This is a genomic window from Sphingobium sp. EM0848 (genome assembly GCF_013375555.1).
Classification (GTDB): Bacteria; Pseudomonadota; Alphaproteobacteria; order Sphingomonadales; family Sphingomonadaceae; genus Sphingobium.
Genome location: NZ_JABXWB010000005.1, coordinates 983,741 through 1,009,589, shown reverse-complemented (window position 1 = coordinate 1,009,589; position 25,849 = coordinate 983,741). Strand labels below are relative to the sequence as shown.

The window sequence follows — 25,849 nt, the reverse complement described above, 5'->3', positions numbered from 1 at the left end:
CATATCAGGCGGGGTTGCGGATAGCCCAGTTGCACTCTAGTAGCAATTGAGAATCATTATTATTCGCAATGATAAGGGGCATTATGCGACATTCTTCAAAGGCCATGCTGCTGGCCGCGATTCCGGCGCTTATCCCAACCCTGGCACAGGCCGAAGACAGTGCCGACGCACGGGCCGACACCATCATCGTCACCGGCCTCAATGAGAACAAGACCGGCACCGGGACCAAGACCGACACGCCGCTGATCGCCACGCCGCAGACCATCACCATCATCGACCGGGAAGAGTTGACCCGCCGCAACGCGCTGTCGATCAACGACGCGCTGGGCTATGTCGCGGGCGTTTCCACCAACCAGCGCGGGGCGCTGGCGACCCGCTATGACCAACTCGTCCTGCGCGGCTTTGCGCCGGGCATCTTCCTGGACGGCATGCGCCTGATCGCCGGTCCCTATTCGACGCCGCAGATCGACTTCAACCGCGTCGATCATGTCGATGTGGTGAAGGGGCCCGCTTCGGTCCTTTATGGCAATGCGCCGCCCAGCGGCCTTGTGAACCTGACCAGCAAGATGCCCGAAGCGGAAGCCTTTGGCCGATTCGAGGGACAGTTCGGCAATTTCGATTTCATGCGCATCGCGGGCGACGTCAACCAGCCGCTGGACAGCGAGGGGCATCTGAAGGCCCGCATTGTCGGCGGCTGGCAAAAGGGCGACAATCTGGCCAAGGGTACGTTCAGCGAACGCTGGCACATCAGCCCGATGCTGACCTTCTCCCCTGACGAAGCGACCAGCCTCACCCTGATCGCCAGCTATCAGCACAGCCCGCATGGCGGCGGCTATTCGGGCACGCCCGCCTATGGCACGGTGCTGCCCAACCCCAATGGCACGATCCCGCGCAACATGAACACCGGCGATCCGGGTTATGAACGCTATGACCACAGGGCCAAGTCGATAGCGGCATTCTTCCGCCATGATTTCGACGAGCATCTCAGCTTCGCGTCGAACTTCCGGTTCCAGAACAACAAGCTGTCCTATCGCCAGATCTACACCGCCGGTTTCGCCAGCACCGGAACGGGTGCGAACCGCAACAGCGACTATTCGATCATTACACGCGGCGGCGGTGGCGCGGATGAAGATTTCGATACGCTGACGCTCGACAATCATCTGAACGCCAGATTCGCGACAGGCTTCATCCGGCACAATATTCTGGTTGGCATCGATTATCAGCGCATCACCGGCGAAAATGTGCAGCAGTTCAACACCGGCGTCGCGGGCGGCATCCCCAATCTCAACCTGTTCGCGCCGACCTATGGCGCGGGGCTGCCCAGTTTCGACCTGACCAAGCTGTCGGCATCCTATGCTAACACCTATGGCAAGCGCGACCAGCTGGGCGTTTACTTTCAGGACCAGATGGCCATCGGCCGGCTGCAACTGATCGCCAGCGGACGTCAGGACTGGTATGACCAGACCTCCCTGAACCTTAACCCCACGACTGCCGCGGCCCGCGCCGCGCCGGTGACGAAGCTGCACACGACCGCCTTCACCATGCGGCTGGGCGCACTCTATGAGTTCGCCTTCGGCCTTTCACCCTATTTCAGCTATTCCGAATCCTTCGAGCCGCAGGCTGGCACCCGCTATATCTCCGCGACGGAGACGGCCCCCTTCGTGCCCGCCACCGGCACCCAATATGAAGCAGGGCTGAAATATCAGCCACAGGGCACCAATGCACTTTTCACCCTGTCCATTTATGAACTGAAACGCCAGAAGGGCTCGACCGCCACCGATCCGCGCGCCGGTACCAACGGCATCCCCGCCAATGCCACGATCCAGGTTGGCGAAGTGCGCGTGCGCGGCGTTGAATGGGAAGGACGTGGCGAGATCCGGCCCGGCCTCGATCTGGTCGGCACCGCCAGCTACACCGACGCGATCATCACCGAAGGCAGCGCCGCCATCCCGCCGACCGCGACCAGCAACGGTACGCCCAGCACCACGGACACGCGCCAGCTCGGCGTGCCGAAATGGAACGTGTCGAGCTTCCTGTCCTACGATTTCGGCAAGGCACAGCAGGTTTCCGGCTCCCTGGCGGGCCTCAGCATCGGCGCGGGCATACGCTATGTCAGCGGGTCGGACGGCACCACCAACTATGCAGTCGTCAACGGCGTCACGACCTTCCAGCGTTTCCATAGCAAGGGCTTCACACTGGTGGACGCGATGCTGGGCTATGACCTGTCGAAAATCGGCCTTGCCGGCTGGAGCGCTTCGGTCAACGCGTCCAACCTGTTCGACAAAAATTATATCAGTGCCTGCCCATTTCTGAACAGTTGCTATTATGGCGCGCCCAGAACGGTGGTCGGATCGCTACGCTTCAACTGGTAGGTCATGCCAGTGTGGTGGATTTGAAATACGCCTCATGATAGCGGCCAGGTGGGGAGCGTATTTCAAATCCATAAACCACACTGGAAACATATATATTTGCTAGTGACCCGAATCTGAAGTTCGTTCAGCGCCCGCCCAATAGTGTGACGAACTTCAGATTCGGGTCACTAGTTGCTTGCGGGTTTCCCATGATGATTGAACATGGCAAAGGAGCCTGAACCGCTGATAAAATGAGGAGGAAGGATGACAAAGATGCGCGCCACCATGCTGACAATGGGCATGAGCGCCCTGTCACTGGCCGCCATGCCGGCATCGGCCCGCGTGGCCGATGCGCAGGCGGAGCGGATTTCCGGCAACAGTATCAGGCTGAGCTGGACCGGCGCCGCCAAGGTGGATGTCTATCAGGCCGACCGGGCGGACGCGGATATCGCAACGTCCCGTCTGGTCTCGGCCGCCGATGCGGATGGCGGCCAGACCGTCACGGTCGATCCGGTCAAGCGCCCCTATTTCCTGCTGCGCGACCGATCGGACAACAGCGTCGTCACCGTGTCGGAACGGCTGGTTCCGCTGGCGCAGGGGTCGAATTTCCGGGACATTGGCGGCTATCGGACGACGGACGGGCGGCAGGTCAAATGGGGCCTCATCTACCGTTCGGGCGCGTCGGCCATGCTGACGGCGGACGATCTGGCAAAGGTCCATGCCCTCGGCCTGCGCAACATGGTCGATCTCCGTTCGGATGAGGAAAGGCAGCTTGCACCATCGAAGATCGATGGCGTGCACTATTCGGCCATCGGCTATTCGATGACGGGGATGACGAAGGGCAATCTGAAAAATGGCGGCGCGCTCTACCGCAATCTCCCCGAACAGCTCGCCCCGCAGATGCGCATCATCTTCGACATATTGAAGCGACAGGAAGGGCCGGTCGAATATAATTGCTCGGCCGGACAGGACCGCACCGGCTTTGCCACCGCGCTGATCCTGTCGGCGCTGGATGTCCCGCGCGACGTGATCCTGCAGGATTATCACCTCTCGACCACCTATCGCCAGCCGCGCTTCGAATTGCCGCCGATCAACGCGGCGCTCTATCCCGACAATCCGGTGGCGCAGATGTTCGCTCATTTCCAGAGCAATCCCGCCTCCACCAGGGCCGAGCCGCTCAAGGACCCCGATGGCAAGGCATTTCTGACCAGCGCTTTCGAAGAAATCGACAGCCGCTGGGGCTCTGTCGAAAATTATCTCCAGCAGGAGGTCGGCGTCAGCGCCGTCGATATTGCCGCGCTCAGGCAGGCCTATCTGCAATAAAATTCCTGCAAGGATCGGGCGGGCATATCGGGAATGCCCGCCCTTCACAGCACCCTATTCGACGCTCCCCGCCCAGCCGGGAAGATGCGCCGCATCGCGCGACCGGGACAATGTCAGCGCCGTGCCAAGGCAGTCCTGAAAGCCATGCTCCAGGCGGGACGGCTTGATCCGCCCGCGCAGGAAATTGGCCCAGAGAAATTCGGAATAGAGAATGTCGACCTTGGCGAAACCACCCGCGCGACGCAGTTCCCCGGCAAGCGAGCGATAGGGATCGTCGGTCAGCTTGCCGATATGCTTGGGAAGGGCCTTATAGTCCCGCCGCTGCCCCTTGTCATCGAAAGGATGAAGCCAGTTGCGATTGTCCATATAGGTCAGGAAAGCATCGGGCTTCAGATGCCCCAGATCAGCGACCACGCTGACCAGCACATGCTCCACGCCCTCGTCGTGAAGGGCGCGGGCAAGATGATGATGGTCGACCATCCAGCGCCGCCCCTTGGGGCCAATCACTACCGGGATCATGTGGCGGCCCAGGAAATCCGGCCGGTCGCCATCCGCGCGCACGCTCCATTCATGGCGTTTGCGGGCCACCTCGATCAGGCCGACGGTCATCTGTGTGGGGCGCAGATCGGCCAACGCTACCGAGTGCAGCAGGGGTTCGGGGCTGACATGGGGCATCATTTCTTCTCCTGTCGCGGGTCTGTACTCTTGAGCGCCTGCACGGCATCATCGACACTGTAGCTGCTCTGTGCGATGAGATCAGTTGCTCCGGCGGCCAGCATCAGATCGCGGACATGATCGCGCACCCGCGCGAGTTGCAGCCTGATCCCACGCGCCCGCATCAGCGTATCGAATTCCAGCAGGGCATCCAGCGCCGTACTGTCCAGATCGAAACTCTCTTCAAGGCTGAGGATCAGCATGCGCCGGTCGGCATGTTGGCCCAGCAGTTCGACGACACGGCCCAGCACCCGCTCGGCATTGGCAAAGAACAGCGGCTCGGCCGGGCGCACGATCATCATGCCGGGCGGGCTGACCGCATCGGGATGACGGGCGAGGTCGACATAGTCATGTCCCGCTTCCAACTGACCCAATTGCCTCAATTCCGGCGTCGCCAGCCGCCGGATCAGCAGCGCCAACGACAAGGCAATGGCAAAGAGCATGCCGTCGAGCACCCCCAGCATCAGGACGCCTACCGCCGCGCCCAGTGCCGCCACGCAATCGCGACGAATGCGCCACAGGCGGATCAGCGGTGCGGGATCGAGGGCATGGAGCAGCGCCGCGACAACGACCGCCGCCAGCACCGGCTCCGGCAGACGAGCAACCAACGGCATGGCCAGAATCACCAGTGCCGCCAATGCGCCCCCGGCTACCAGCCCGGTCCAGCGGGTTCGCGCACCGGCTGCCTCTGCGGCGGACCCGGCGGAAAATCCCGCGCCCACCGGCATGCCCTGTACCAGTGCGGCGGCGATGTTGGAAAGGCCCAGCGCGGCCATTTCCCGATTGGGTTCCACCCTGTCGCCATGGCGCAAGGCAAGGTTGCGCATCGTACCCCAGCTCTCGGCAAAGAGGATCAGGACGATGGGCGCGGCAAGCTGGGCGACGCGCGACAATTCCTGCCAGCCCGGCCAGCCCATCCCCTCCCAGCGGGGCATCAGGTCGATCATGCCCACCGTTGCAACGCCCCGACCGGGCAGGTCCAGCAACGCCGAAGCACCGATGCCACCGACCAGTACGAGAAAAGCACCCGGCAGGGACGGCATGCGCCGCAGCAACAGCAGCGCCGCCAGCGCGGCAAGGGCCGTGGCGATGCTCGCCAAATGCCAGCTTCCCGCCTTCTCCAGCAGGGCAAGTAGCAGCGCGCCAATAGTCGATCCATGCAAGGGCAGGCCGACCACGATCGGCAATTGCTTGATGATGATCGTGATCGCCAGCCCAAAGGCGAAGCCACGCAGCACCGGGCGCGAGATGAAGCTGGCCAGGCCACCCAGCCGCGCTGCCGCCATGATGCAGAACATCGCGCCGACCATGAGGATCACGAGTGTCGCGACAGCGCCCGCCGGCGCCGCGCCGGGCGGCAGCGACGCCAGTGCCGCCGCCAGGATCGCGGCCGAGGAGGAGGTCGGGGAAATGATGGCGAAACGGCTGCGCCCCAGGATCAGATAGGCCACCGCACCGGCCATGGCCGCCAGGATCGCGCGTTGCGGCGGCAGTCCGGCTATGCCGGCATAGGCTATCGCCTCGGGCAACATCAGGCCCGCAATCGAAAGCCCTGCGATGGCATCACGCCTCTGCATGGTGGGACATCCTCCGCTCAACTTGCCCCACGGGCGCGTCGCACTGTCGCAAGCATTGCGCCCAACGGCAAGAGCGCTCAGAATGGTCGCGGCTGAACGATCGCATCCTCCCGCTTTTCCGGGCGGATATAGATGGAGGTGAGCTCGGGGATGGCCGCTTTCATGGCGCTTTCCAGCTCCTCGATCAGGCTTTCGGCCCGGCCCATGCGCAACTCGTCGGCAAAGTCCGCGCTGATCGCCACGAACACCGCATCGGGCGCGGTATGGATGGTGCGGATATGGTTGACGGCGGTGATTTCCGGCCGCTGGTCGAGCAGGCGCCAGACGGTCTCGATAATGCCCGCATCAGCGCTTTCCCCGATCAACAACCCCTTGGCCTCGCGCGCCAGCAATATCGCCACCATGCCCAGCGCCAGCCCGATGGCGATGGACGCAATGCCGTCCAGCCGCGGGTCCCCGAAATAATGGCTGGCCCAGACCCCGAGCGCCGCGAAGACCAGACCGATCAGCGCCGCGCTATCCTCGAACAGGACGATGAAACCAGCCGGGTCCTTGGACCGGCGGATGGATTGCCACCAGCTACTCGGTCCCCGCTGGCGACCAAACTCCCGCACCGCAATCGTCCAGCTGCTGCCCTCGAGCAGAAAGGCAATGGCCAGAACGACATAGTTCACGCCCGGATCGCGAAGCGGCTCGGGCTGCTCGATATGGACCCAGCCTTCATAGACCGACACCCCCGCCCCCACGGCGAAGATCAGGATCGCCACGACAAAGGCCCAGAAATAAAGTTCGCGGCCGTAGCCGAAGGGATGCGCGGCATCGGCGGGCCGCTTCGCCTGCGCCTGACCGTAGAGCAGCAGCAACTGGTTGCCGCTGTCGACCAGCGAATGTACCCCCTCCGTCAGCATGGAGGATGAGCCGGTCAGCGCCGCCGCAATGAATTTGGCGATCGCGATCCCGACATTGGCCAGCAGCGCGCCATAAAGGACGATATTTTTCCGGACATGCGCAAGACGACCCGTTTTCGCCATATCGTTCATCCCCGGCAGAAACTGGCGCCGGGAAGGATAGCCGAAATGGCCGCTGTCATCAGATATCTCCTTTCCGCATCGGAAGAGAACTCCCGCGCCCAAGAGGAGTTTGCCGGACCATAGAGGAGATTTGTCATGACGCAAACGCAGGACACTGCGGAACGCCGCTTCAGCCTTATGCGTTGGTTTAGCAGACAATAATCAGGAGGTTTCACATGGGAAGAGGTTGTTTGCTCTGGTTGCTGGGCGTGCCCCTGCCTCTTGTGATCCTCATCTGGTTTTTCTTCTTCCGCTGAATTCGACGCTGCGCAACGGTTGACCGGCGCGACCGACTGATAAAATATCGGTCCGGGGCGGAACGGCACCGCCCACAAAAGGATTGCGACGTGAAGACCGGCTGGGCCATCGCCCTTCCAGCGCTGTTATTGTCATCAGGCCTTGTCGCGCAGGCCCATGCCGAAACCTATTATGTCGATGCCAATCGCGGCGACGATCGATCCAGCGGCACGAGCGAAAGCCAGCCCTGGCGCACATTGGCGCATCTGGGCGATTTTCCTTTCCAGCCCGGCGACCGCATCCTGCTGGCGGCGGGATCGGTATGGAAGGAACCGCTGACGATCAAGCGGTCGGGCAAGGCCGGATCGCCCATCACCATCGCAGCAACTGGCGAGGGTCCCCGACCGCGCATTGAGACGGGCGGCGTTTCTTCCTATGCGATCGGCGTGATCGACGCGGATCATGTCACGGTGGAGGGGCTGGAGGTCACCAATAACGCCCCCATGCCAGCATCCCGCATCGGCGTGCTGGTGTCGGCCGAAAATCGGGGCGTGACACGGGGCATCCGCATCAGCGACATCTATGTCCACGATGTTCGCGGCACCAATGACCGCAAGGATAATGGCGGGATCGTTTTCCGCGCGACCGGAACGCATCGGGCAACCCGTTTCCAGGATCTGACGATCGAGCGAAACATCCTGTGGCGCGTCGACCGTTCGGGCATCGCCGGTATCAGCGACCGGGTTTCCCTGCCGAGCTGGTTTCCCAGCAGAAAAGTCGTCATCCGGGATAATTATCTGGAAGATATTGGCGGGGACGGCATCGTGCCGCGCGGAACCGACGGCGCGCTGATCGAACATAATATCGTCCGCTACGCCGGCAGCAGGGCGCCCGGCTACAATGCCGGGATCTGGCAGTGGAGCACCGACAACAGCTTGATCCAGTTGAACGAGGCCGCCTTTACCCGCACGCGCTATGACGGTCAGGGTTTCGATTCCGACTTCAACTCGCGCCGGACGACCTTCCTCTATAATTACAGCCATGACAATGCGGGCGGTTTCCTGCTGATCTGCTCGCCCCAGCGCGACGGCAGGGACAATCTCGGCAATCGCGGCACGGTGGCCCGGTTCAATGTCAGCCGGAACGACGGAACGCGGATATTCCAGCTTTCCGGCAATGTGTCGGACGTGCTGATCGAAAAAAATGTGATCCATGTCGGCAAGGCGATGGACATTCAGATGGTGGTCGCGACGCAATGGGACGGATGGGCGCACAAGGTCCGCTTCGTCGGCAACAGCTTCAAAGTGGCGGGCACGGCGCGCTATGGCCGCGAAAGCGGGCGAAACGGCCCTGATTATCTGATCCAGGCCGGATTCGCCCCTGCCCGGTCCATCCGTTTCAAGCGGAACAGCTATTTAGGCAGCCATGTCGATCTGCCCAGCGATGGGCTTGGCCGGCCCTCCATCGCCTATGAGGAACCGGCTTCGGACTGGCAGGTGCCGGCCTTTGACCCCGCCAGGCCCGATGGATTCTCCGATTTTCTCGTTCGTCATCGGGCCTGGATGCTGGCCATGCTGCAACGGGAGCTGGGAACGCCGGTCCTATTACAACAACCGCGCCGCCATTCTATCTTCGAAGCGCGGCGATAGGAACAGCCCGCCATCGCCGTTGGACCGATTGATACTGATCCGCTACGGCGGGGGCATGGACGCCCATTCTGCCGAACGATCGGTTAGCGATCGAACATTAACCCGCGACGATTTCGTTGCGTTGCGCGGCCCGCATTCGCTCTTCGACTGCGATCTTGAGGAGGCGGATCTGTCGGGTCTCGACCTGTCGGGATGGTCTTTCCAGCGATGCAATCTGCGGAAAGCGGATTTCAAGGGCGCCAGGCTTGAACGCTCGCATTGGCAATCCTGCCGGGCGCCCTTTGCCAATTTCACTGGATGTGATTTCAGCGAAACGGTGTTCATCGCCAGCGATCTCAACAATGCGTCTTTCAAGCGCGCCCTGCTCGAAGCCGCGCGGTTCGATCAATGCAAGCTTACCGGCGCCGACCTCACCGAAGTGCGGGCGATAGACCTTCATTTCGAGGAAACGCTGCTCATCAACGCCAAGCTGCCCGGCCTTTCCTTTCGGCGCGCCGTGCTGAAACGCGTGGACTTCTCGCAGGCCGATCTGCGCAAATGCGATTTCCGTCAGGCGAGTTTCGCCGAATGCAGCCTGCGCGAAGCGAATATGCACGGATGCCGCTTCGACAGCGCCGATCTGCGGGGAGCGGATCTTGGCGGCCTTCGCCTTGTCGACGCCAGCCCCTTCCGCGGCGCCACCATTTCCCGCGAGCAGGCAGCCCAGCTTCTCAGCGAACTGGGTCTCAACATCCGGTGAAACGGCTCACCGATTGGGGGGAGCGTCCCGCCACTCGCCAGGCTGGATGCCCGCTATCGTCCAGTCCCCGATGCTCCACCGCACCAGCCTGAGCGTCGGAAGGCCGACTGCGGCGGTCATCCTGCGGACCTGCCGGTTGCGCCCTTCCCTGATCGTCAGCCTGATCCAGCCATCCGGCACGGTCTTGCGAAAACGGACCGGAGGATCACGGGGCCAGAGCGACGGGGGAGCGATGGACTCCACTTCGGCGGGGCGCGTCATGCCGTCCTTCAGCCGGACACCGCGCCTCAGCTGATCCAGCGCGGCCTCCTGCGGGTCGCCTTCCACCTGGACGAGATAGGTTTTGGGCATCTTGAATTTCGGATCGGCGACGCGCGCCTGCAACCGTCCGTCATCGGTCAGCAGCAACAGCCCCTCGCTGTCCAGATCGAGCCGCCCCGCGGGATAGACGCACGGCACGTCGATATAGTCGGACAAGGTCGGCCGAACGGTGGGAGAACGTGCATCTGTGAACTGGGTGATGACCCCATAGGGCTTGTTGAACAGGATCAGCCGCGTCATGCCAGCCTCAATCCTCCTGCTCGAAAGCCAGGTTGCCCTGATCGAGCAGCGCGGCCAGCAAGGTCAGCGCCGCCGGTGAATGGGCAAGGTCGGACGCCGGTTGCAGGCGATCCCCGGCGCAAAGCGCTTCGGCCAGCAACGCTGTTTCGCCCGAGCATTCGAAACCCTGGCCGTCGACGAACAGCAGGACCGCATTTTCGCCCCGCCGGATGAAGGAAAAACGGCTCGCCGGATTGCGGCACAATGGCGTGCGCGCGGCAAGGAAATCGCGCAGATCGGCCATGTCGATCGGTTCGTCAGGCTGCCAGTCGATTTCCGGATATTTGCGGACGCTGTTATAGGTACCGAACCAGCGCGCGAACGCATCGCGGTCCAGCATTTTCTCCGCGATCATCGCGTGCAGCCGGTCAAGCGCCGATGGGGCAATTTCGCCGGGATTGGCCTGTACCTGCAAATCCGGATCGGCGTAACGGTCGTCATCCTGCATCTGTTCGACGACATGATCGCACCAGTCCGCGATCAACTCGCTCCGCGAGGGCGCGCGGAAGCCGATCGAATAGGTCATGCAATCGTCGCCCACCGCAACGCCATCATGGGCGAAACCGGGCGGCACATATAATATGTCGCCCGGTTCCAGCACCCACTCGTCCGTCGCCTCGAAGCCCGCAAGCAGGCGAAGATCGTCATGCGGTCGCAACGGGGTCGATTCGTCGCAGCGCGGCCCCACCCGCCAGCAGCGCTTGCCCAGCCCCTGAAGCAGGAACACGTCATATTGGTCGAAATGCGGCCCCACGCCGCCGCCATCCGTGGCGTAGCTGACCATCACATCGTCGATCCGCCAATTGGGCACGAACCGGAATGGCTCGATAAGCGCGGTGACGTCCGGCACATGATGATCCACTGCCTGAACCAGCAGCGTCCATGGCTGTTTGCCCAGCTTCGCAAATCGGGCGGCGGCGAACGGCCCATGCGCCAGCGTCCAGCTATCGCCCACCTGCTCGATCAATCGCGATTCGACATCGTCCTCGCAGGCCAGACCCGCAAGCTCTTCGGGGGTGAGCGGGTTGACCCATGATTTCCACGGATTGCGGATCAGGGCGGGCCGCTTCTGCCACTGATCGCGAAGGAAAAGGTCGATGTCGAAATCGTCAATCTGCATCATGTCCTGCAACGCATGGGGAACCACAGCTTTCGCCAGCGCCCGCTGCATTGCCCCTATTGGATAACGGAGTCAAAAATGGGCGTCAGCCCCCGCGCCGGGTGGCGAACCAGATGATGTGCCGGGGTCCCTTGCCGTTGCTGCGGGCGCGCACGACCACCTCGTCGACGGCCAGACCGGCGCGGGAAAGGCGGCGGGCAAAGGCCGCGTCCGGCGCTGCGGACCATATCGCCAATATTCCGCCGGGCTTGAGCGCCGCTATGGCCGCCGCAATGCCCTGCGCCGAATAGAGGCGGTCGTTCGCCTGACGCACCAGCCCATCAGGTCCATTGTCCACATCAAGGAGAATCGCGTCATAAGTCCCCTTTCCGGCGCCGATCACGTCCGCGACATCCGCTTGCAACAGGCGCACGCGCGGATCGTCCAGGCATCCAGCCATCAGCTCCGCCATCGGCCCGCGCGCCCAGTCGACGATTTCCGGCACCAGTTCCGCGACGGTGACCTGCCCGTCCACGCCAAGCGCAGCCAGCGCGGCGCGCAGCGTGAAGCCCATGCCATAGCCGCCGATCAGCAGATGCGGCCGTGCACGGCCGCGCAGCCGTTCGCAGCTAAGATGGGCCAGCGCCTCCTCCGATCCGCTCATCCGGCTGCTCATCAACTCATTGCCGTCCAGCACGATCATGAAGTCGCCGCCGCGACGATAGAGGGTAAGCTCCGCCCCGCCGGGCACCTGGGCCGATCCGATAAATTCGCGCGCCTGCATATCACTTTCTCTTGATCCGGCGTCCATCCGCCGCCGGCGGGGGTTTACGGCAAGGGGCCTCGGCGGCAAAGGAGGAAAGATGCGATATTTCCTCGATACCGAATTCAATGGTTTTGGCGGCGACCTGATCAGCCTTGCGCTCGTGCCCGAATATGGGGACCAGGACTTCTACGTCTCGCTCCCTCTCCCGGCCGATATCCATCCCTGGGTGGAGAAGAATGTGATTCCCTATCTGCGCTTCGTGCCGCCGGGCGTGGACCATGATTTGAACCGCATCGATGCGGCCCGGCATCTGGAAGCCTATCTGGCGAGTGATCGCGATCCGGTGATCATCGCGGATTGGCCGGACGATCTGGCCCATTTCTGCCTTCTTCTCACGACGGGTCCGGGCGAGATAATCGACCTGAACGGACTTCGCCTGGAGCTCATCAACGGCGCGGGATTCAGTGCCGCCGCCAACAGCCGGATGCCGCACAACGCCCTGCACGATGCCCATGCCCTCAAGGATTTTTACCTGGGTTCATTCGTCTGAACGCCACGCTCCCCGTTCGTCGCAAATCGATTGCCTTGCATCGGCGGGCAAGCGAATAGCGGGGAAAAGGCGTAAGGGGTCGAATGTTCATGAAACTTGGTTCGTTTGTTTGCGCGATCGCAATGGCCGCGTCGTTCCTGCCGACGGCGGCGTTGGCCGACGATCCGCATGATCCCACCATGCGCAGCGCGGCGGCGCGCGCGCACGATCGCGCCATGATCAAGCAGATGAATCAGCGGCAGCTGGCCTATGTTCGTCAGCGGGACGCCAGAAACATGCGGACCTACCGCGTGCCGCAAAGGGATCGCGAGGCCTATGCCGACGCCCGCGCCGACTATGCCCGGAAAATGGCGGAATGGCGTCGCGCGGTGGCGGCCTGCAATGCCGGGCGCTGGGAATATTGCGATAATTGAGGGAATTTTTGGGCGTTGAAAACCATAACTCAACGCCCTCCCCAACGCAAAATCATACGAATTTAATACCCCTGTCGGCATAATCATATTGACCTGCATAGCATACTGATGGATTCAGTACGCATGGAGGGGATATGGACTATAGGCGCCAGCCATCCCTCTTCGACATATCGGAGAGACGATGATCGACAGCTATGATTTCATCATCGCGGGCGCGGGGTCTGCAGGTTGCGTGCTCGCCAACCGGCTCTCGGCCGATCCGCGGAACCGCGTTCTGCTGATCGAGGCGGGTCGACAGGACCGCAGCATCTTCATCCACGCGCCGGGCGGCCTGCTGCCGATCATGTATCGGGGCATGTTCCAGTGGATGCACGTCAGCGTGCCACAACGCCACGCCGAAGGGCGGCAGGTCTATACGCCGCGCGGCAAGGTGCTGGGCGGATCATCCTCCATCAACGGCATGGTCTACGATCGGGGCGCGGCGCGCGATTATGACGGCTGGCGCCAGCTCGGCAATGAGGGCTGGAGCTATGAGGACGTGCTGCCCTACTTCAGAAAGCTGGAAGATTTCGCCCCCGGCGGCGAAATGGACTTCCACGGGACCGGCGGCCCGGTGCGCGTCACCCGACCCGGCATTGTCCACCCGCTGGCCCGCGCCTTCCGTGATGCCGCCGTCGCAGCCAATGTGCCCTATAATGACGACCCCAGCGGCGCTCGGCGCGAAGGCGTGTTTCCCGCCGATGTCACGGCGGCGGACGGGCGGCGCTGGAGTTCCGCACGCGCCTATCTGACGCCCGCGCGTAGCCGGCCCAATCTGCATGTCGTGACCGATGCCCATGTCGAGCGCGTCCTGATCGAGGAAGGCCGCGCCCAGGGCGTCGTCTGGCGCCGCAAGGGCAAAATCGAGGAAGCGAGAGCCACGCGCGAAGTGATCCTGTCCGCAGGCGCGATCCATTCGCCGCATATCCTGATGCTGTCGGGCATAGGCGATGGGGAGCATCTGCGTGCGCATGGCGTTACCGTCGCGCATCACCTGCCAGGCGTCGGTCAGAATTATCGCGATCATGTCGCCGTCACCGTAAAGCAGGCCTGCACCCAGCCCATTTCCATGTTCAACTTCTTCCATCCGCTGGTCGCGGCGAAGGGGGTTGCGAATTTCCTGCTGTTCCGCCGAGGCCCGCTCGCCAATCCACCGGCGGAGGTCGGCGCCTATCTTCGGACCATGCCGGGCGCCGACGTTCCTGATGTGAAGGTGCATTTCGCCATGGCCCTGTATGAAGCCATGGGCCGCAAGCTCATCATGCAGCATGGGTATTTCGCGCATATCGACCTGCTGAACCCCGAAAGCGTGGGAGAGATCAGACTGACCGGTCCGGATGCCGGCGCGCCGCTTGCCATCGATCCCAATATTCTGTCCACGGCCCAGGACATGGCGATGGGCAGGGCAGCGATCCGCGCCGTTCGCGACATCTTCGCGCAAAGTCCGTTCGATCCGTTCCGGGGAGAGGAACTGGCGCCCGGCGCCGACATCCGGTCGGATGAGGAACTGGATGCCTATTTGCGGCAGACGGCCATTTCGGACATCCATTCGGTGGGCACCTGCCGCATGGGCCACGACCCCATGGCGGTGGTCGATCCGCAGCTTCGGGTGCATGGCGTAGCCGGGCTGCGCGTGGTCGACGCCTCCGTCATGCCCCGCGTGCCGGGCGGCAACACCAATGTACCAACGATGATGGTGGCGGAAAAAGCCGCCGACATGATCCTGACAGGATGATGACACCCGTTACGGAAGAGGATCGCCCATGTTCAAATGCATCGCCCTGCTGAAACGCAAATCCGGCCTCTCCCAGGAAGCCTTCGTTCATTATTATGAGACCCGGCATGCGCCGCTGATCCGCCGCCTGTTGCCGGGCATTGCCGATTATCGGCGCAATTATGTGGATCTGGAAGGCGCCTTTGCCTCCCCCGACGCCGCGCCGCTCGATTTCGATGTCATCACCGAGATTCGCTTCGCCGATCGCACGGCTTATGACCGTTTCGTGGCGAAGTCGGCGGAGCCGGACATCGCGCGGCAGATCGCCGAAGATGAGGAAAACCTCTTCGAACGTCAGGCGACGCGCATGTTCGTGGTGGACGAACAGGGCGGCGCATTATCCCCTTCCCCCACCCCGCAGGCACTGCTGGACGAAAGGGAAATCACGCGCGGCCTCTCGCGCTTCGCCCGCATCCTCGACGACAAGCAGTGGGACCGTCTGGGCGACGTTTTCGCCCAGGACATCCGCTTTGACTATGGCGCGGGCGGGGAACAGCAGGGCATGGTCGCGCTGACGGTGAACATGCGCCGCTTTCTCGATGGTTGCGGCGGGACGCAGCATCTGATCGGCAGCCTGTTGGTCGATGTGGAAGGGGACCGTGCGACCAGCCGCGCCTATGTCCAGGCACGGCATCAGCGGCCCAGCGATCCATACGGCCCCGTCTTCGATTCCAACGGCGAATATGTCGACCAATGGGAACGGCGACCGGAAGGCTGGCGGATCGTGCGCAGGGACGCCTTATGGGCTGCGCAGACGGGCGAGCTGGCGATCATCCATGGGGATGGCTGACCGGATTGGTGCCCTCATTCAGCTCAGGCTCTGCCGGAACTGGCGCGGCGTATAGCCGGTGGCGCGGCGGAAGGTCGCGCTGAAGGCACTGGCCGTCGCAAAACCCAGTGTTTCCGCGATACGCGCCATCGGCAGTTTGTCCAGGCGGATCATGTCCTGCGCCCGTTCCAACCGGATGGCGGCAGCATGATCGGCCAGCGACCGGCCCGTGGTCGCAGCGAAAGACCGCGACAAATGGGACCGGCTGATACGGCAAAGCACCGCCAGATCCTCCGTCGTCGGCCAGGCCCCGTCGCTGTTGCGCAGCGCTTCCTCGACCCGGGTGATCTGCCAGGACGCAAGGGCCGCTTGTCCCCGCGACCGCAACGGGGTCGAACGGAACATCCGCCCGATTTCGATGAGCAACAGGCGCACCAGCGCCTCCACCGCCATGTCCGATCCGAAGTCGCGCGTCACCGTTTCATGGCGCAATTTTTCGGCAAGGCTCAGGATCGGGGCGGACGTCAGGGCCGCACATTGGCCAAGCAAACGCGAATCCCAGTCGCTCAGCCCCGTCGCCTCCGCAAACAGCACAGGATCGAAACGGCAGGTCAGAATGTCGAGCACCCCGCCGTCGCCGCGTGAATGCATGGCGATGCCCGCCGGACGCAGCATCATGCGGCCGACACGATGATGGCGACGGTCGCCGCTGTCGAACATCACCTCTCCCTCCGTTCCCTCGGCACGGGGCATGGTGATGGACAGGATCGGCGCGTCATCCAGTTCCCACATCTCATTGGGACGCGGCAGATCGTAGCGGCGCAATTCGATCCACGCCGCCGGACTGTCCATCCAGGCAAGAACCGCCCAAGGGCGGACTACGCAGTTCGGCGTATCGCGCAGGTCGATCATCATATTATGCGTCACGCACCAAGGATAACCGCACGCGCGCCACGGAACAAGACCCTGCTCAGACTGCCACGGATGGAGACCCCGAAGGAGGCAGTCCCTATGCCAGAACCCGTCCTGCCTTTGCCGTGCCGCGCAGCGTGGTGCGATGAACGACGCGCACCACATCCACCGGATGCCCCATCGCACTGTGCATCATGCGGTAATTGTCCCACAGGATGATGTCGCCTTCCTCCCACGCATGTTCGTAGATGAATTGCGGCTGGATGACCGCGTCGATCAACCTTTGGATCAGCGCGTCATTCTCCGCGTCGTCCAGCCCGACGATCCCCTGAAGGTTGAGCGGGCAAAAATTCATGATCGTGCGGCCGGTGTCGGGATGTTTCCAGACGAGCGGCCGGGCAAGCGGTTGGTAATCCGGGAATTTCGCGCTGGATTCACCGACGCGCACGCCATTTGGATTGCAATATTTCATCTTTGCCAGGTCGGCGCAAAACTCGAATCGCGCCTCAAGCCCCTCGATCCTCTGTTTAAGATCGCTATCCAGCGCCTCATAGGCTTTTTCCGTGTCGAGCCACGCCGTCTGACCACCGATGCTGGCCTTCTCGACCATGTTGAGAAGCGCACCCGCATTTGGTGTTTCCGAAAAAGCGAGATCGGTATGCCAGGGAATGCGCCCATAGGTCGGCACGCCATCAAAGGCATAGACTGGCCCCCGCAGCCCCCCCTTGTTGGTCAACAGAATCAATTCGGGATAATCCGGCATCCGAAAGCTTTCGATCGGGTGCGGATCGAGTTCGCCAAAGCAACGGCTGAGTTTGAGCAATGTTTCAGGGGATGTTCCCACCCCGCGAAACAGGACGACACCCGCATCCCTCCAGAGATCGACCAGATCGCGCGCCGTGACATCATCGATTCCCGCGCCAGGGTCCAGATCCAGAACCTCCTGGCCAATGGTTGGCAGGGGCTTCGTCCGGATCGTCATGTCGCTGTCCTTTCCATTCTGCATTTCACTCATCCTGACATGGGCGTTTCCATCCTCCTACGTCCATTTGCATGAAGCCCGTCCGCGGGCCTGTCGGTACGCCCGAAGCGATCAGGACGATCACCCCCGAAGGCAGCGGAACCATGGTTTCGTTACCCTTTCCATAATATTCCATTCTTCGCCTGCCAGACGTATCATGGATGCCACGCGCGATGATTTATGGTTCGTGCCGCATCGGACCATCCGCACATGCCGGACGTTGTACGATTGGCGGGTCGATAAAGTCGATCCGTTCCATGCAAATGAACGATGACGGGTCATCGGACTTGCGCCAGTCTCTCCGCCAACAACATATCAACGGAGAGGATGGAACAATGTTCAAGATTGACCGTGTCATCAGGGGAGGACTCGCCTGCGACGGGACCGGATCGAAATCTTATCAGGCGAATGTCCTGATCGGCGCACAACTTCCTCAACAGGTGTCATAAATGAACGACTGCTCTCCGATTTCCGCCATCCAGACCGGCGGCGACGCCGTTTGCGCCGCGCTTGAAGCATTGGGCGTCCGTACCGTCTTCGGCATTCCCAGCCAGCAGAATCTGGCGCTCTACGATGCCCTGGCGCGGCGCGGGCGCATTCGGCTGATCGGCGCGCGGAATGAAGCCGGAGCGGCCCATGCCGCCGATGGCTATGCGCGCGCCACGGGCGAGCTGGGCGTGGTGATCGCCAGCACCGGACCAGGCACCGCGAATGCGATGAACGGCCTTTATGAGGCTGGTTTCGCGTCCTCGCCCGTGCTGCTCATCACCACGCAGGTCGACCGTGTGCATGTGGGCCGCAACCGTGGCTTCATCCATGACGCCGACAGCCAGCTCCCCATGCTGCGCAGCGTCACGCGCCGCAGCGAATGCGTCATGCACGGGCACCGCATCGCCGATACGATCCTGTCGGTCGCGACCGATATCCTGACGGGCCGTCCGCAACCGGGCGCCGTCGAAATCCCGACCGATCTGCTGTCCGCGCCGGTCGCCAACATGTGCCCGGCCTTTGCCGCACAACCCCGGATCGCGCCGGATGAGGCCCTGCTGGACCGGGCGGCGGCGCTGTTGAACGCGGCGAAGCGCCCGTTGATCTGGATCGGCGGTGGCTGCGTCAGCGCGGATGCGGCGGCGGAGGTGCGTGCACTCGCCGCCAGGATCGGCGCGCCGGTCGTCAGTTCGCTGAACGGGCGTGGCGTCGTGCCGACCGACGATCCCCTGTTCGTCGGCAGCCAGACCCATTATCCCGCCTTCCGTGGCCTGTTGGAACAGGCGGACGCCGTGCTGGCGATCGGCACGCGCTTTCAGGCCGTCTCGACCTGGTTCTGGTCGCTCCCGATGCCGCCCCGGCTGGTCCATATCGATGTCGACGCCACCATATTGGGGCGGAACTATCCGGCAGAGGTCGGGATCGTCGGGGACGCGAAACGCAGCGTCGCTTCATTGCTCGGCCGCATCGACGGCGGGGCGCACGATCCTGAATATCTCGCTCTGGCGGCCCGAGTGCGCGCCGATCTCGCGGCGGAAACCGAGCGGCGTATCGGCATCGACCATAGCCGCATCTGCGACGCCATCGACCGTCTGGCTCCCGAAGAGCGAAATGTGGTCTGCGACGCGACCATGACCGGCACCACATGGGGCAGCATGCGCCTGCCCGCGCGCCGACCCCGCCATTTCACCTACAGCACCAGCCTTGCAATCGGCCCGGCGCTCCCCCTGGGACTGGGGGCGGCGATCGGCAGCGGACGGCGCACGATCGTCCTCCATGGCGACGGCGGGGTGATGCTCAACATCGCTGAGCTGGCGACGGCGGTGGAAGCCCATGCCCCCCTGACCGTTCTGGTCTTCAACAACCGGGGCTATGGCGGTCTCAAATATTTACAGACGATGGCCGGAACTCCCCATGTCTCGGTGGATTTGCACACGCCCGACTTCGCCGCGCTCGGCGCCGCGATGGGGATCGCCTCCCGCCGGGTCGACAGCGTGGAGGCGTTCGAAGACGCCTTTGCGCAAGCGATGCGCAGCGATGGCCCGAACCTCATCGAAATCGACATCACCGCCATGGTGCCGCTTCAGCTATGACCGCCGCGAAGGACATCGCCGCGCAACCCGCGCGCGCGCCGCTATATTGTGGCTGGGTCGTCGTCGCGATCCTGTTCGTGGCGCAGATGTTGGTGATCGGCATCACCTCCTACGGCTTTGCACTGCTGGTAAAGCCGATTGCCGCAGAATATCGCCTGCCCCGCGCCGATGTGAATATCGGCCTGATGCTGCTGCTCATCGGCATGGCGATATCCTCTCCCTTCATCGGGCGGATGCTCGACCGGGTTCCCAGCCGACTGGTGGTGACATTGGGGGCGCTGATCTTTGGCGGCGGGGCGATGGCCGTCGCATTGAGTACGTCGCTATGGGCCATGAGCGCCGCGACGCTGCTTTTGCTGGCGACCGGAACCGCGATGCTGGGTCCACTGACCGCGTCGACCCTGACCTCCCGCTGGTTCGATAAGGGGCGTGGCAGGGCGCTGGGCATCGTATCGGTCGCGACATCCGCAGGAGGCTTCCTGGTACTCCCGTTGATGGCGGCGTTGGTCGAGCGGTTCGGCTGGCGGGCCGCTCTGGTCATGCTCGGCCTTCTCGTCTGCCTGCTGGTTGGCGGTCTCGGCCTATTGCTCATGCGGGACCAGGACCTCAATCCCGATCGATCCGCGACGGGAACAGTAGCCAGCGGTCAGCAAACGCCCCGGTGGACGGCGCGAATGCTTTGGCGCACACGTGATTTCTGGTTGATCACCCTCTCCGTCGGCCTGCTCTTCGGTATCGACCAGGCGCTGCTCGCGTCCCTGGTCGCCTATGGCACGGATCGGGGATTTTCGGTGCCGGCCGCCGCGATGCTGGTATCAGCGATTTCCGGGTCGGCGATCCTCGGCAAGCTCGCCATCGGCGCGCTGGCCGATCGCGTCGACCTTCGCTGGCTGCTGATCGCGCTTGCCGTGCTGACCGAGATATTCCTGACCGTCCTGTTGGCTCAGCCAGGCTATGGCGTCCTGATGGCCGCCTCATTGATCGTAGGGGCCGCCGTGGGTGGGTCCGCGCCTCTTTGGGCAGCGTTTGTTGCGATCCGTTTCGGCGTTGCATCCTATGGTTCGGTCATGGGGTTGATGGCCCTCATCCAAATTCCCCTGACGCTGAGCGCCCTGCGCTTTATCGGTCATGCCTATGACAGCACCCACAGCTATAGTTCAGCCTTCCTGATATTCGGCCTCGCCGCCATGCTCGCCGCACTCGCCATTCTGCCCGTCAGAACAGAAAGCTGGCGTACCTATGAGTGATCCTGCATGGGCAGCATTGCGACGCTGATGAGGACCGTCCTGATCAAATCCGACTGACGATTGATTCCCATTTTCGCAAAGATCGAGCGGACATGGGACCGGGTCGTGTTCTTGCTCGTCCCGCTGGCCTGCGCCGTTTCAGCAATGGCATGCCCATTGGAGAGAGACAGTGCCACCTTCGCTTCGGTTGGTGTCAATCCAAACAGCTGGATCAGGGCGTCGATCACGGAAATGCGGGGCTGTGCCGGATCGACAAGATGGATGAGCGCGGTTTGCCGCATCGCGAGTCGACGCCCCTGGCAACCAGAGCCGACCACCAGGCTGATGCTTTCCCGTCCTGACGGACGATCGATCATCATCGCCCGCGCGGCCCCCCGTGTCCCGGGCTCCAACTGGCCCTCCGCATTTTTCCGGATCAGCTCATAAAGCTGCTTGGACTTTTTTGGTTCATCCAGCACCAGCCTGTCGCCATTCAGGAACAAACCGTCCCGTTGCTCCAATATTGCCAGCGCAGGCGGATTGGCTTCCAGGACCTGGCCGTCCAGATCGACCAAAATCCGCCCCACGGACATTCCCGACACGGTGGCAGACAGGGCGTCTTTCTCTGCCTGCATATCAACCCGCATCACGAAGAGATTCAGGGCGGCCCGAAGATAGGGGATCAGGGATTTGACAAGGGATCTCTCTTCAGGTCCGAAGTCTTCATTTTGTCCGTGGCGAGCCAGCCGAAATTTTCCGGATATCCCGCGTATGGTTCCAATGTCTACGCCAAGGATATGCTCCACCCCATATCGACTCAAATATTCCCGATAATATCCATTTTCATGGATTTCTTCAGGGGAGAAGTAATCACTGATGGTAACGACTACACCCTCCGGAATCGAAGAAAGAAATTCCTTTGTATGATATATATTGATATAATCTTCCGTTCCTTTCCACGGTTGTCCGTCGGACAATACCAGATTCGGCTTTCTCCGGTTTTTTGAAAAGGTAAGCAAAGTGCAATAATCAGATCGGGTAACAGTCTGAATTGCCTTGAGGAACCGGGTCATGGGAGTTTCATCCGCAAGACTTTCGAACAATTCCAGAACCAGCGCCTCTATATCGGGCGTAGATACCGCATTCTCCGAATGACAATCCACGCTTGATGTCATGTGACGTATGATACGGGAAACAGAACTTTGGCTTATGGCACAATGCCGAGCGATTTCGCGTGTATCGAGGCCATCTGTATGAAGATCGAAAATTTCCTTACGGACCACTTCATCAATTTGACGGGGAGCACCAGTGCGATGTGCGTCAGCCAGACCTTTAATTCTGTGTTCTGAAAACTGCTTCTGCCAACGACGAACAGTTGCCACCGACGCACCATATTGCCGCGCAATATCCGTGGAGGACGCGTCCGGAACACCGGACGCCAATATGATTTTGGAACGCTGGACGAGCGAGGCGGAGGATATAGGGGAATTGACGATCTTCCTGAGGCTTTCCCGTTCGCTGTCGCTGATCTTGATCCCCTTTGCCATGCCGACATAGCCTCCACCGCGATCCAATCCCTGCACTCGCGCATATGACTGGTATTTATAACTCAGCCGACGAGCGCCGATGGGCCGCTGCCTTATGATTCGTGCCCAATAGGCATGATTCTTACGATTCTGAGAAAATACAACCGTCCACCTTAAATTTTTGCGTAGTCATTCTGGATGATGTAAGCTGCGATTGCGACCCGTAACATCGCACCATCAAAATGGATGATTCGGACCAAAGCGATAAAATCGATCGGGTCCGACAAGATAATGAGGGGGTGGAATGACGCCGATGTTGACCTTGCCCATAACGATGGCAGCGATGTTCGGCGAACCATGGACACATCCGAAGGCATGCAGACGGCGCTGGAGGATGGCGCACTGTTGAACTTGAACAACCTGCTGATCAAGCGACTGGGCAAACCGGAGGACATCGCCAATCTCGCCATGTTCCCGGCCTCCGGCGCGTTGAACGGCATTACCGGACAGCTCGTGCCCGTCGGCAGCGGCGCCTGCATGCCGTGAGAAGGATCGAGGATCAGGATTTTCTCACCGCGGCAGGCTGAGTTACCCCCCCCCCCGCGACCCCGAGAAGCGCCTCAAAAAACAGGGAACTGCTTTTTTTCGGCGAAATTTTATACGCATATCAAAGTAAGCTGGACACCATAAAAATGATTTGCGTAAATCATGAATTATATTTATACGCGATATGTGTTAGAGAAAATTGTCGACCGAGAGTCGGGTTTTCATATGACGACGTTCCGGCGCAGGTGAGACATGTCAGGCAGAAAACTGCCACATCACATGTTACCGGAAGCACAATAAGACGTTGAACAGGAGGGGATGGACGATGAAATTCGCGAAAAAGCCCGTATTGCGTCTGGCATTGCTGGCAGGCAGCGCCTTGATGGGCTTCGAACCGCTGGTCGCAATGGCCGCCCAGGAAAGCGATCAGGCTGTTTCCAGGGAAACAGGCCTGGCAGAGATTATCGTGACAGCCCAGCGCCGTGAAGAACGGTCGCAAACCGTGCCGATCGCCATCACCGCCGTTTCGTCCGAAGGCTTGCGCGAGCGCAGCATCACCAACCTGCAAGGGCTGCAGAGCCAGGTCCCTTCCCTTATCATCGCACCAAACGGCCAGGCTGCCCGTGACGTGATGGCGCCCGCCATTCGCGGTCAGGGCGCTTCGTTCCAGGGCTCGCCGGGCGTGGTCGTCTATCTGAATGAAGTGCCGCTGCCGACAGCATTCAGCCTCAGCCAGCAGGGCGGACCGGGTAACTTCGTCGACCTCCAGAACGTCCAGATTCTCTCAGGCGCGCAGGGCACGCTGTTCGGGCGCAACACCACTGGCGGCGCGGTCCTGCTGACGGCGGCACGCCCCACCGACAAGCTGGAAGGCCATCTCTCCGGGGCCTTCGGCAATTACAATATGACTGAGTTCGAAGGCGTGCTGAACCTGCCGCTCACGGACACCTTGCGGGTCCGCCTCGTCGGCGCCTCGCGCGATCGCGACGGCTATACCCACGATATCCAGTGGAACAAGGATCGCGACAACGAACATTGGCGCATGGGCCGCATCGGCGTCGAATGGCAGCCGATCGAGGCCATCACTAACTATACCATGGCCTATTACGGCTATTCGAGCACGAACGGCACCGGCATCGTGCCGATCGCCTTCAACTATCCGCTGCTTCAGGGGTTCAGTTCCTTCGGCGTCCCGAGCCTCAATTTCTGCCCGACCAGCGGGGCCAATGCCGATCCCAATTGCAACGCCTTTCGCAAGTTGATTGCCGATCAGCAGGCGCGCGGCATCCGCACCGTCGCCCATGGCCTTGACGATTTCGCCAAGGTCGAAACCTGGGGCATCAGCAACAGCACCGATATTGGCCTGGCTGACGGACTGAAGCTGCGCAACATCATCAGCTATGCTTCGCTCAAATCCTCTTATGCGAGCGACCAAGACGGCACGATCATCAATATCAATGACACCGGCGTGACCTCGCTGAGCCGTACTGCACCGAAAGATTACTTCAAGCTGTTCACGGAGGAACTGCAACTTCAGGGCGAAGCGCTGGACAAGAAGCTGACCTATACGCTGGGCGGTTTCTATTCCAAGCAGACGCCGGGTGGCATGATGCATTATTACGGGACGACCGTATGCGCCCTGCCGGGCGAAGCCGGCTCCCTGCTCTGTGCCGGCGACCGCGAGGTCGGCGTGACCAACGAATCGAAGGCGCTTTTCGCGCAGGCCACACTCGATTTCGGGGCCTTTGCTCCCGCACTCGATCGTCTGCGCCTGACGGCAGGTTACCGCTATACCTGGGACCAGATCGATGGTTTTACCGTCGGCTTTAACCCCGCCATATATCCGGGGTCCGGCCCCGATAATGTCAGATGTTCGTTCGATGGCGTGTCGGTAGCACGCGCCAACGTCGAAAACTCCATTACCGCCGCCACGCGCGGTTGCCGGTATGAAGGCCATCTGAAGAGTTCAGCGCCGAACTGGACGATCGGTCTTGACTATCGCCCGATCGACAATCTGATGCTCTACGCCAAGGTTTCGCGCGGATATAAGGCGGGCGGCTTCAATGCCTATGCGGTCAACCTGCAATTCACGCAATTCGGTCCCGAATATGTGACCGACTGGGAAGCGGGCTTCAAGTCCGACTTCCGGGTCGCAAATCGCCCGGTTCGCCTGAACGTCAACGGCTTCAACATGGATTACAGCCAGATCCAGCGCGGCCTGGCGGACTTCAATCCCACCACCCGTCAAAGTGGTGCAGCTACGTTGAGTACTGCCAAGGCGGTGATCCGCGGTGTCGAAATAGAAGCTATGTTCAAGCCCGTCGATGCACTTGAAATCGGCGGAAACTACAGTCACATCGACGCGCATTACAAATCCTTCACCTATACAGCGCCCCAACCGGTCTGGGATTGCAACTCCACCACTTCGAACAATTTCGCGAAGACAACCACCCCGGACCTGCGCTGCATTCCTCTGCAGTATCTGGCACCCGACATCTTCTCTGTTTATGGCCGCCTTGCGCTGCCGACGCCGGATAATGTCGGAAATGTCAGCCTGTTCGTCAGCTATGCCTGGACGTCCAGTCGGCAACAGGCCGGCAATCAGCTCGAAAAGTTCCGCGGCACGAACGTGACCTGGGAACCGGGTGCCAAGCTGCCGTCCTACGGCCTCCTGTCCGCCTCATTGGACTGGAAAAAGGCCATGGGTACGGACCTGGACGTGTCGGTCTTCGGAACCAATCTGCTCAACAAGCAATATTTCATGTCGAACAGCGGCGTGTACAATCAGGTCGGTTCCCAGTCGCAGATCTTCGGCGAACCGCGTATGTACGGCATCCGCTTGCGGTATAACTTCGGCAACTGACAGG

The 25,849-nt window shown here is 61.6% G+C and carries 21 protein-coding genes; 12 read left to right on the top strand and 9 right to left on the bottom strand.

Translation table 11 applies throughout. The features are described from left to right. Positions 1 to 83 precede the first annotated feature (83 nt). Positions 84 to 2,372 (top strand): TonB-dependent siderophore receptor, encoded by a 2,289-nt coding sequence (locus tag HUK73_RS22705; RefSeq protein WP_176594062.1) that lies wholly within the window; start codon positions 84 to 86, stop codon positions 2,370 to 2,372. Between the two features lie 243 nt (positions 2,373 to 2,615). After that, the gene (locus HUK73_RS22700; protein WP_255326506.1) at positions 2,616 to 3,674 is read left to right on the top strand and encodes a tyrosine-protein phosphatase; all 1,059 of its coding nucleotides are present in this window, start codon (positions 2,616 to 2,618) and stop codon (positions 3,672 to 3,674) included. 54 nt (positions 3,675 to 3,728) lie between these two features. Here HUK73_RS22700 and HUK73_RS22695 read toward each other — a convergent pair whose 3' ends face one another. The 3 genes from HUK73_RS22695 to HUK73_RS22685 all read right to left on the bottom strand — a co-directional run bounded on the left by HUK73_RS22695 (position 3,729) and on the right by HUK73_RS22685 (position 6,996). Next, positions 3,729 to 4,352, bottom strand: a complete 624-nt coding sequence (locus HUK73_RS22695; RefSeq protein ID WP_255326505.1) for a ParB-like protein — start codon at positions 4,350 to 4,352, stop codon at positions 3,729 to 3,731. Then, positions 4,349 to 5,965: a SulP family inorganic anion transporter gene (locus tag HUK73_RS22690; protein ID WP_176594061.1), complete on the bottom strand. Its 1,617-nt coding sequence runs from the start codon at positions 5,963 to 5,965 to the stop codon at positions 4,349 to 4,351. The genes HUK73_RS22695 and HUK73_RS22690 overlap by 4 nt, the downstream gene beginning before the upstream one ends. A gap of 77 nt (positions 5,966 to 6,042) precedes the next feature. Continuing rightward, entirely contained in the window at positions 6,043 to 6,996 is a 954-nt protein-coding gene (locus HUK73_RS22685) for a cation diffusion facilitator family transporter (protein WP_176594060.1), read from the bottom strand. 386 nt (positions 6,997 to 7,382) lie between these two features. Here HUK73_RS22685 and HUK73_RS22680 point away from each other — a divergent pair, with 386 nt between their 5' ends. Next, a complete protein-coding gene (locus HUK73_RS22680; RefSeq protein WP_176594059.1) occupies positions 7,383 to 8,921 on the top strand; it encodes a right-handed parallel beta-helix repeat-containing protein in 1,539 nt (512 codons plus the stop codon). Positions 8,922 to 8,976: 55 nt separating this feature from the next. Then, positions 8,977 to 9,660, top strand: a complete 684-nt coding sequence (locus tag HUK73_RS22675; RefSeq protein WP_176594058.1) for a pentapeptide repeat-containing protein — start codon at positions 8,977 to 8,979, stop codon at positions 9,658 to 9,660. A gap of 6 nt (positions 9,661 to 9,666) precedes the next feature. On the opposite strand, the gene HUK73_RS22670 is transcribed toward HUK73_RS22675, so the two are convergent. The 3 genes from HUK73_RS22670 to HUK73_RS22660 form a co-directional block, all read right to left on the bottom strand. Further along, positions 9,667 to 10,221 carry a pseudouridine synthase gene (locus HUK73_RS22670; protein WP_176594057.1) on the bottom strand — a complete coding sequence of 185 codons (555 nt, stop codon included), beginning with the start codon at positions 10,219 to 10,221 and terminating at the stop codon, positions 9,667 to 9,669. 7 nt (positions 10,222 to 10,228) lie between these two features. After that, on the bottom strand, positions 10,229 to 11,380 hold the full coding sequence (locus HUK73_RS22665) for a cupin domain-containing protein (protein WP_176594784.1): 1,152 nt from the start codon (positions 11,378 to 11,380) through the stop codon (positions 10,229 to 10,231). Between the two features lie 85 nt (positions 11,381 to 11,465). Beyond that, entirely contained in the window at positions 11,466 to 12,143 is a 678-nt protein-coding gene (locus HUK73_RS22660; protein WP_176594056.1) for a spermidine synthase, read from the bottom strand. A gap of 79 nt (positions 12,144 to 12,222) precedes the next feature. On the opposite strand from HUK73_RS22660, the gene HUK73_RS22655 reads away from it, so the two are divergent. The 4 genes from HUK73_RS22655 to HUK73_RS22640 all read left to right on the top strand — a co-directional run bounded on the left by HUK73_RS22655 (position 12,223) and on the right by HUK73_RS22640 (position 15,691). Continuing rightward, positions 12,223 to 12,675 carry a hypothetical protein gene (locus HUK73_RS22655; RefSeq protein WP_176594055.1) on the top strand — a complete coding sequence of 151 codons (453 nt, stop codon included), beginning with the start codon at positions 12,223 to 12,225 and terminating at the stop codon, positions 12,673 to 12,675. Between the two features lie 89 nt (positions 12,676 to 12,764). Further along, positions 12,765 to 13,088, top strand: coding sequence for a hypothetical protein (locus HUK73_RS22650; protein WP_176594054.1), 324 nt, complete (start codon positions 12,765 to 12,767; stop codon positions 13,086 to 13,088). Between the two features lie 181 nt (positions 13,089 to 13,269). Further along, the gene (locus HUK73_RS22645) at positions 13,270 to 14,862 is read left to right on the top strand and encodes a GMC family oxidoreductase (RefSeq protein ID WP_218036691.1); all 1,593 of its coding nucleotides are present in this window, start codon (positions 13,270 to 13,272) and stop codon (positions 14,860 to 14,862) included. 28 nt (positions 14,863 to 14,890) lie between these two features. After that, positions 14,891 to 15,691 carry a nuclear transport factor 2 family protein gene (locus HUK73_RS22640; protein WP_176594053.1) on the top strand — a complete coding sequence of 267 codons (801 nt, stop codon included), beginning with the start codon at positions 14,891 to 14,893 and terminating at the stop codon, positions 15,689 to 15,691. Positions 15,692 to 15,709: 18 nt separating this feature from the next. On the opposite strand, the gene HUK73_RS22635 is transcribed toward HUK73_RS22640, so the two are convergent. Then, positions 15,710 to 16,585 (bottom strand): helix-turn-helix transcriptional regulator, encoded by an 876-nt coding sequence (locus HUK73_RS22635; RefSeq protein WP_176594052.1) that lies wholly within the window; start codon positions 16,583 to 16,585, stop codon positions 15,710 to 15,712. Between the two features lie 94 nt (positions 16,586 to 16,679). Further along, the gene (locus HUK73_RS22630; RefSeq protein ID WP_176594051.1) at positions 16,680 to 17,588 is read right to left on the bottom strand and encodes a TauD/TfdA family dioxygenase; all 909 of its coding nucleotides are present in this window, start codon (positions 17,586 to 17,588) and stop codon (positions 16,680 to 16,682) included. 464 nt (positions 17,589 to 18,052) lie between these two features. Between HUK73_RS22630 and HUK73_RS22625 the strand changes: the two genes are divergently transcribed. Together HUK73_RS22625 and HUK73_RS22620 are read left to right on the top strand one after the other, a co-directional pair. Beyond that, positions 18,053 to 19,684, top strand: a complete 1,632-nt coding sequence (locus HUK73_RS22625) for a thiamine pyrophosphate-binding protein (protein WP_176594050.1) — start codon at positions 18,053 to 18,055, stop codon at positions 19,682 to 19,684. After that, positions 19,681 to 20,931, top strand: coding sequence for an MFS transporter (locus HUK73_RS22620; protein ID WP_176594049.1), 1,251 nt, complete (start codon positions 19,681 to 19,683; stop codon positions 20,929 to 20,931). Before HUK73_RS22625 ends, HUK73_RS22620 begins: the two co-directional genes overlap by 4 nt. Here HUK73_RS22620 and HUK73_RS22615 read toward each other — a convergent pair. Next, complete coding sequence (locus HUK73_RS22615) at positions 20,922 to 22,457, bottom strand: helix-turn-helix domain-containing protein (protein ID WP_176594048.1); 1,536 nt, start codon at positions 22,455 to 22,457, stop codon at positions 20,922 to 20,924. The genes HUK73_RS22620 and HUK73_RS22615 overlap by 10 nt on opposite strands. 354 nt (positions 22,458 to 22,811) lie before the next feature. On the opposite strand from HUK73_RS22615, the gene HUK73_RS22610 reads away from it, so the two are divergent. After that, positions 22,812 to 22,982, top strand: a complete 171-nt coding sequence (locus HUK73_RS22610) for a hypothetical protein (protein ID WP_176594047.1) — start codon at positions 22,812 to 22,814, stop codon at positions 22,980 to 22,982. A gap of 325 nt (positions 22,983 to 23,307) precedes the next feature. Continuing rightward, a complete protein-coding gene (locus HUK73_RS22605) occupies positions 23,308 to 25,845 on the top strand; it encodes a TonB-dependent receptor (protein WP_176594046.1) in 2,538 nt (845 codons plus the stop codon). Positions 25,846 to 25,849 lie beyond the last annotated feature (4 nt).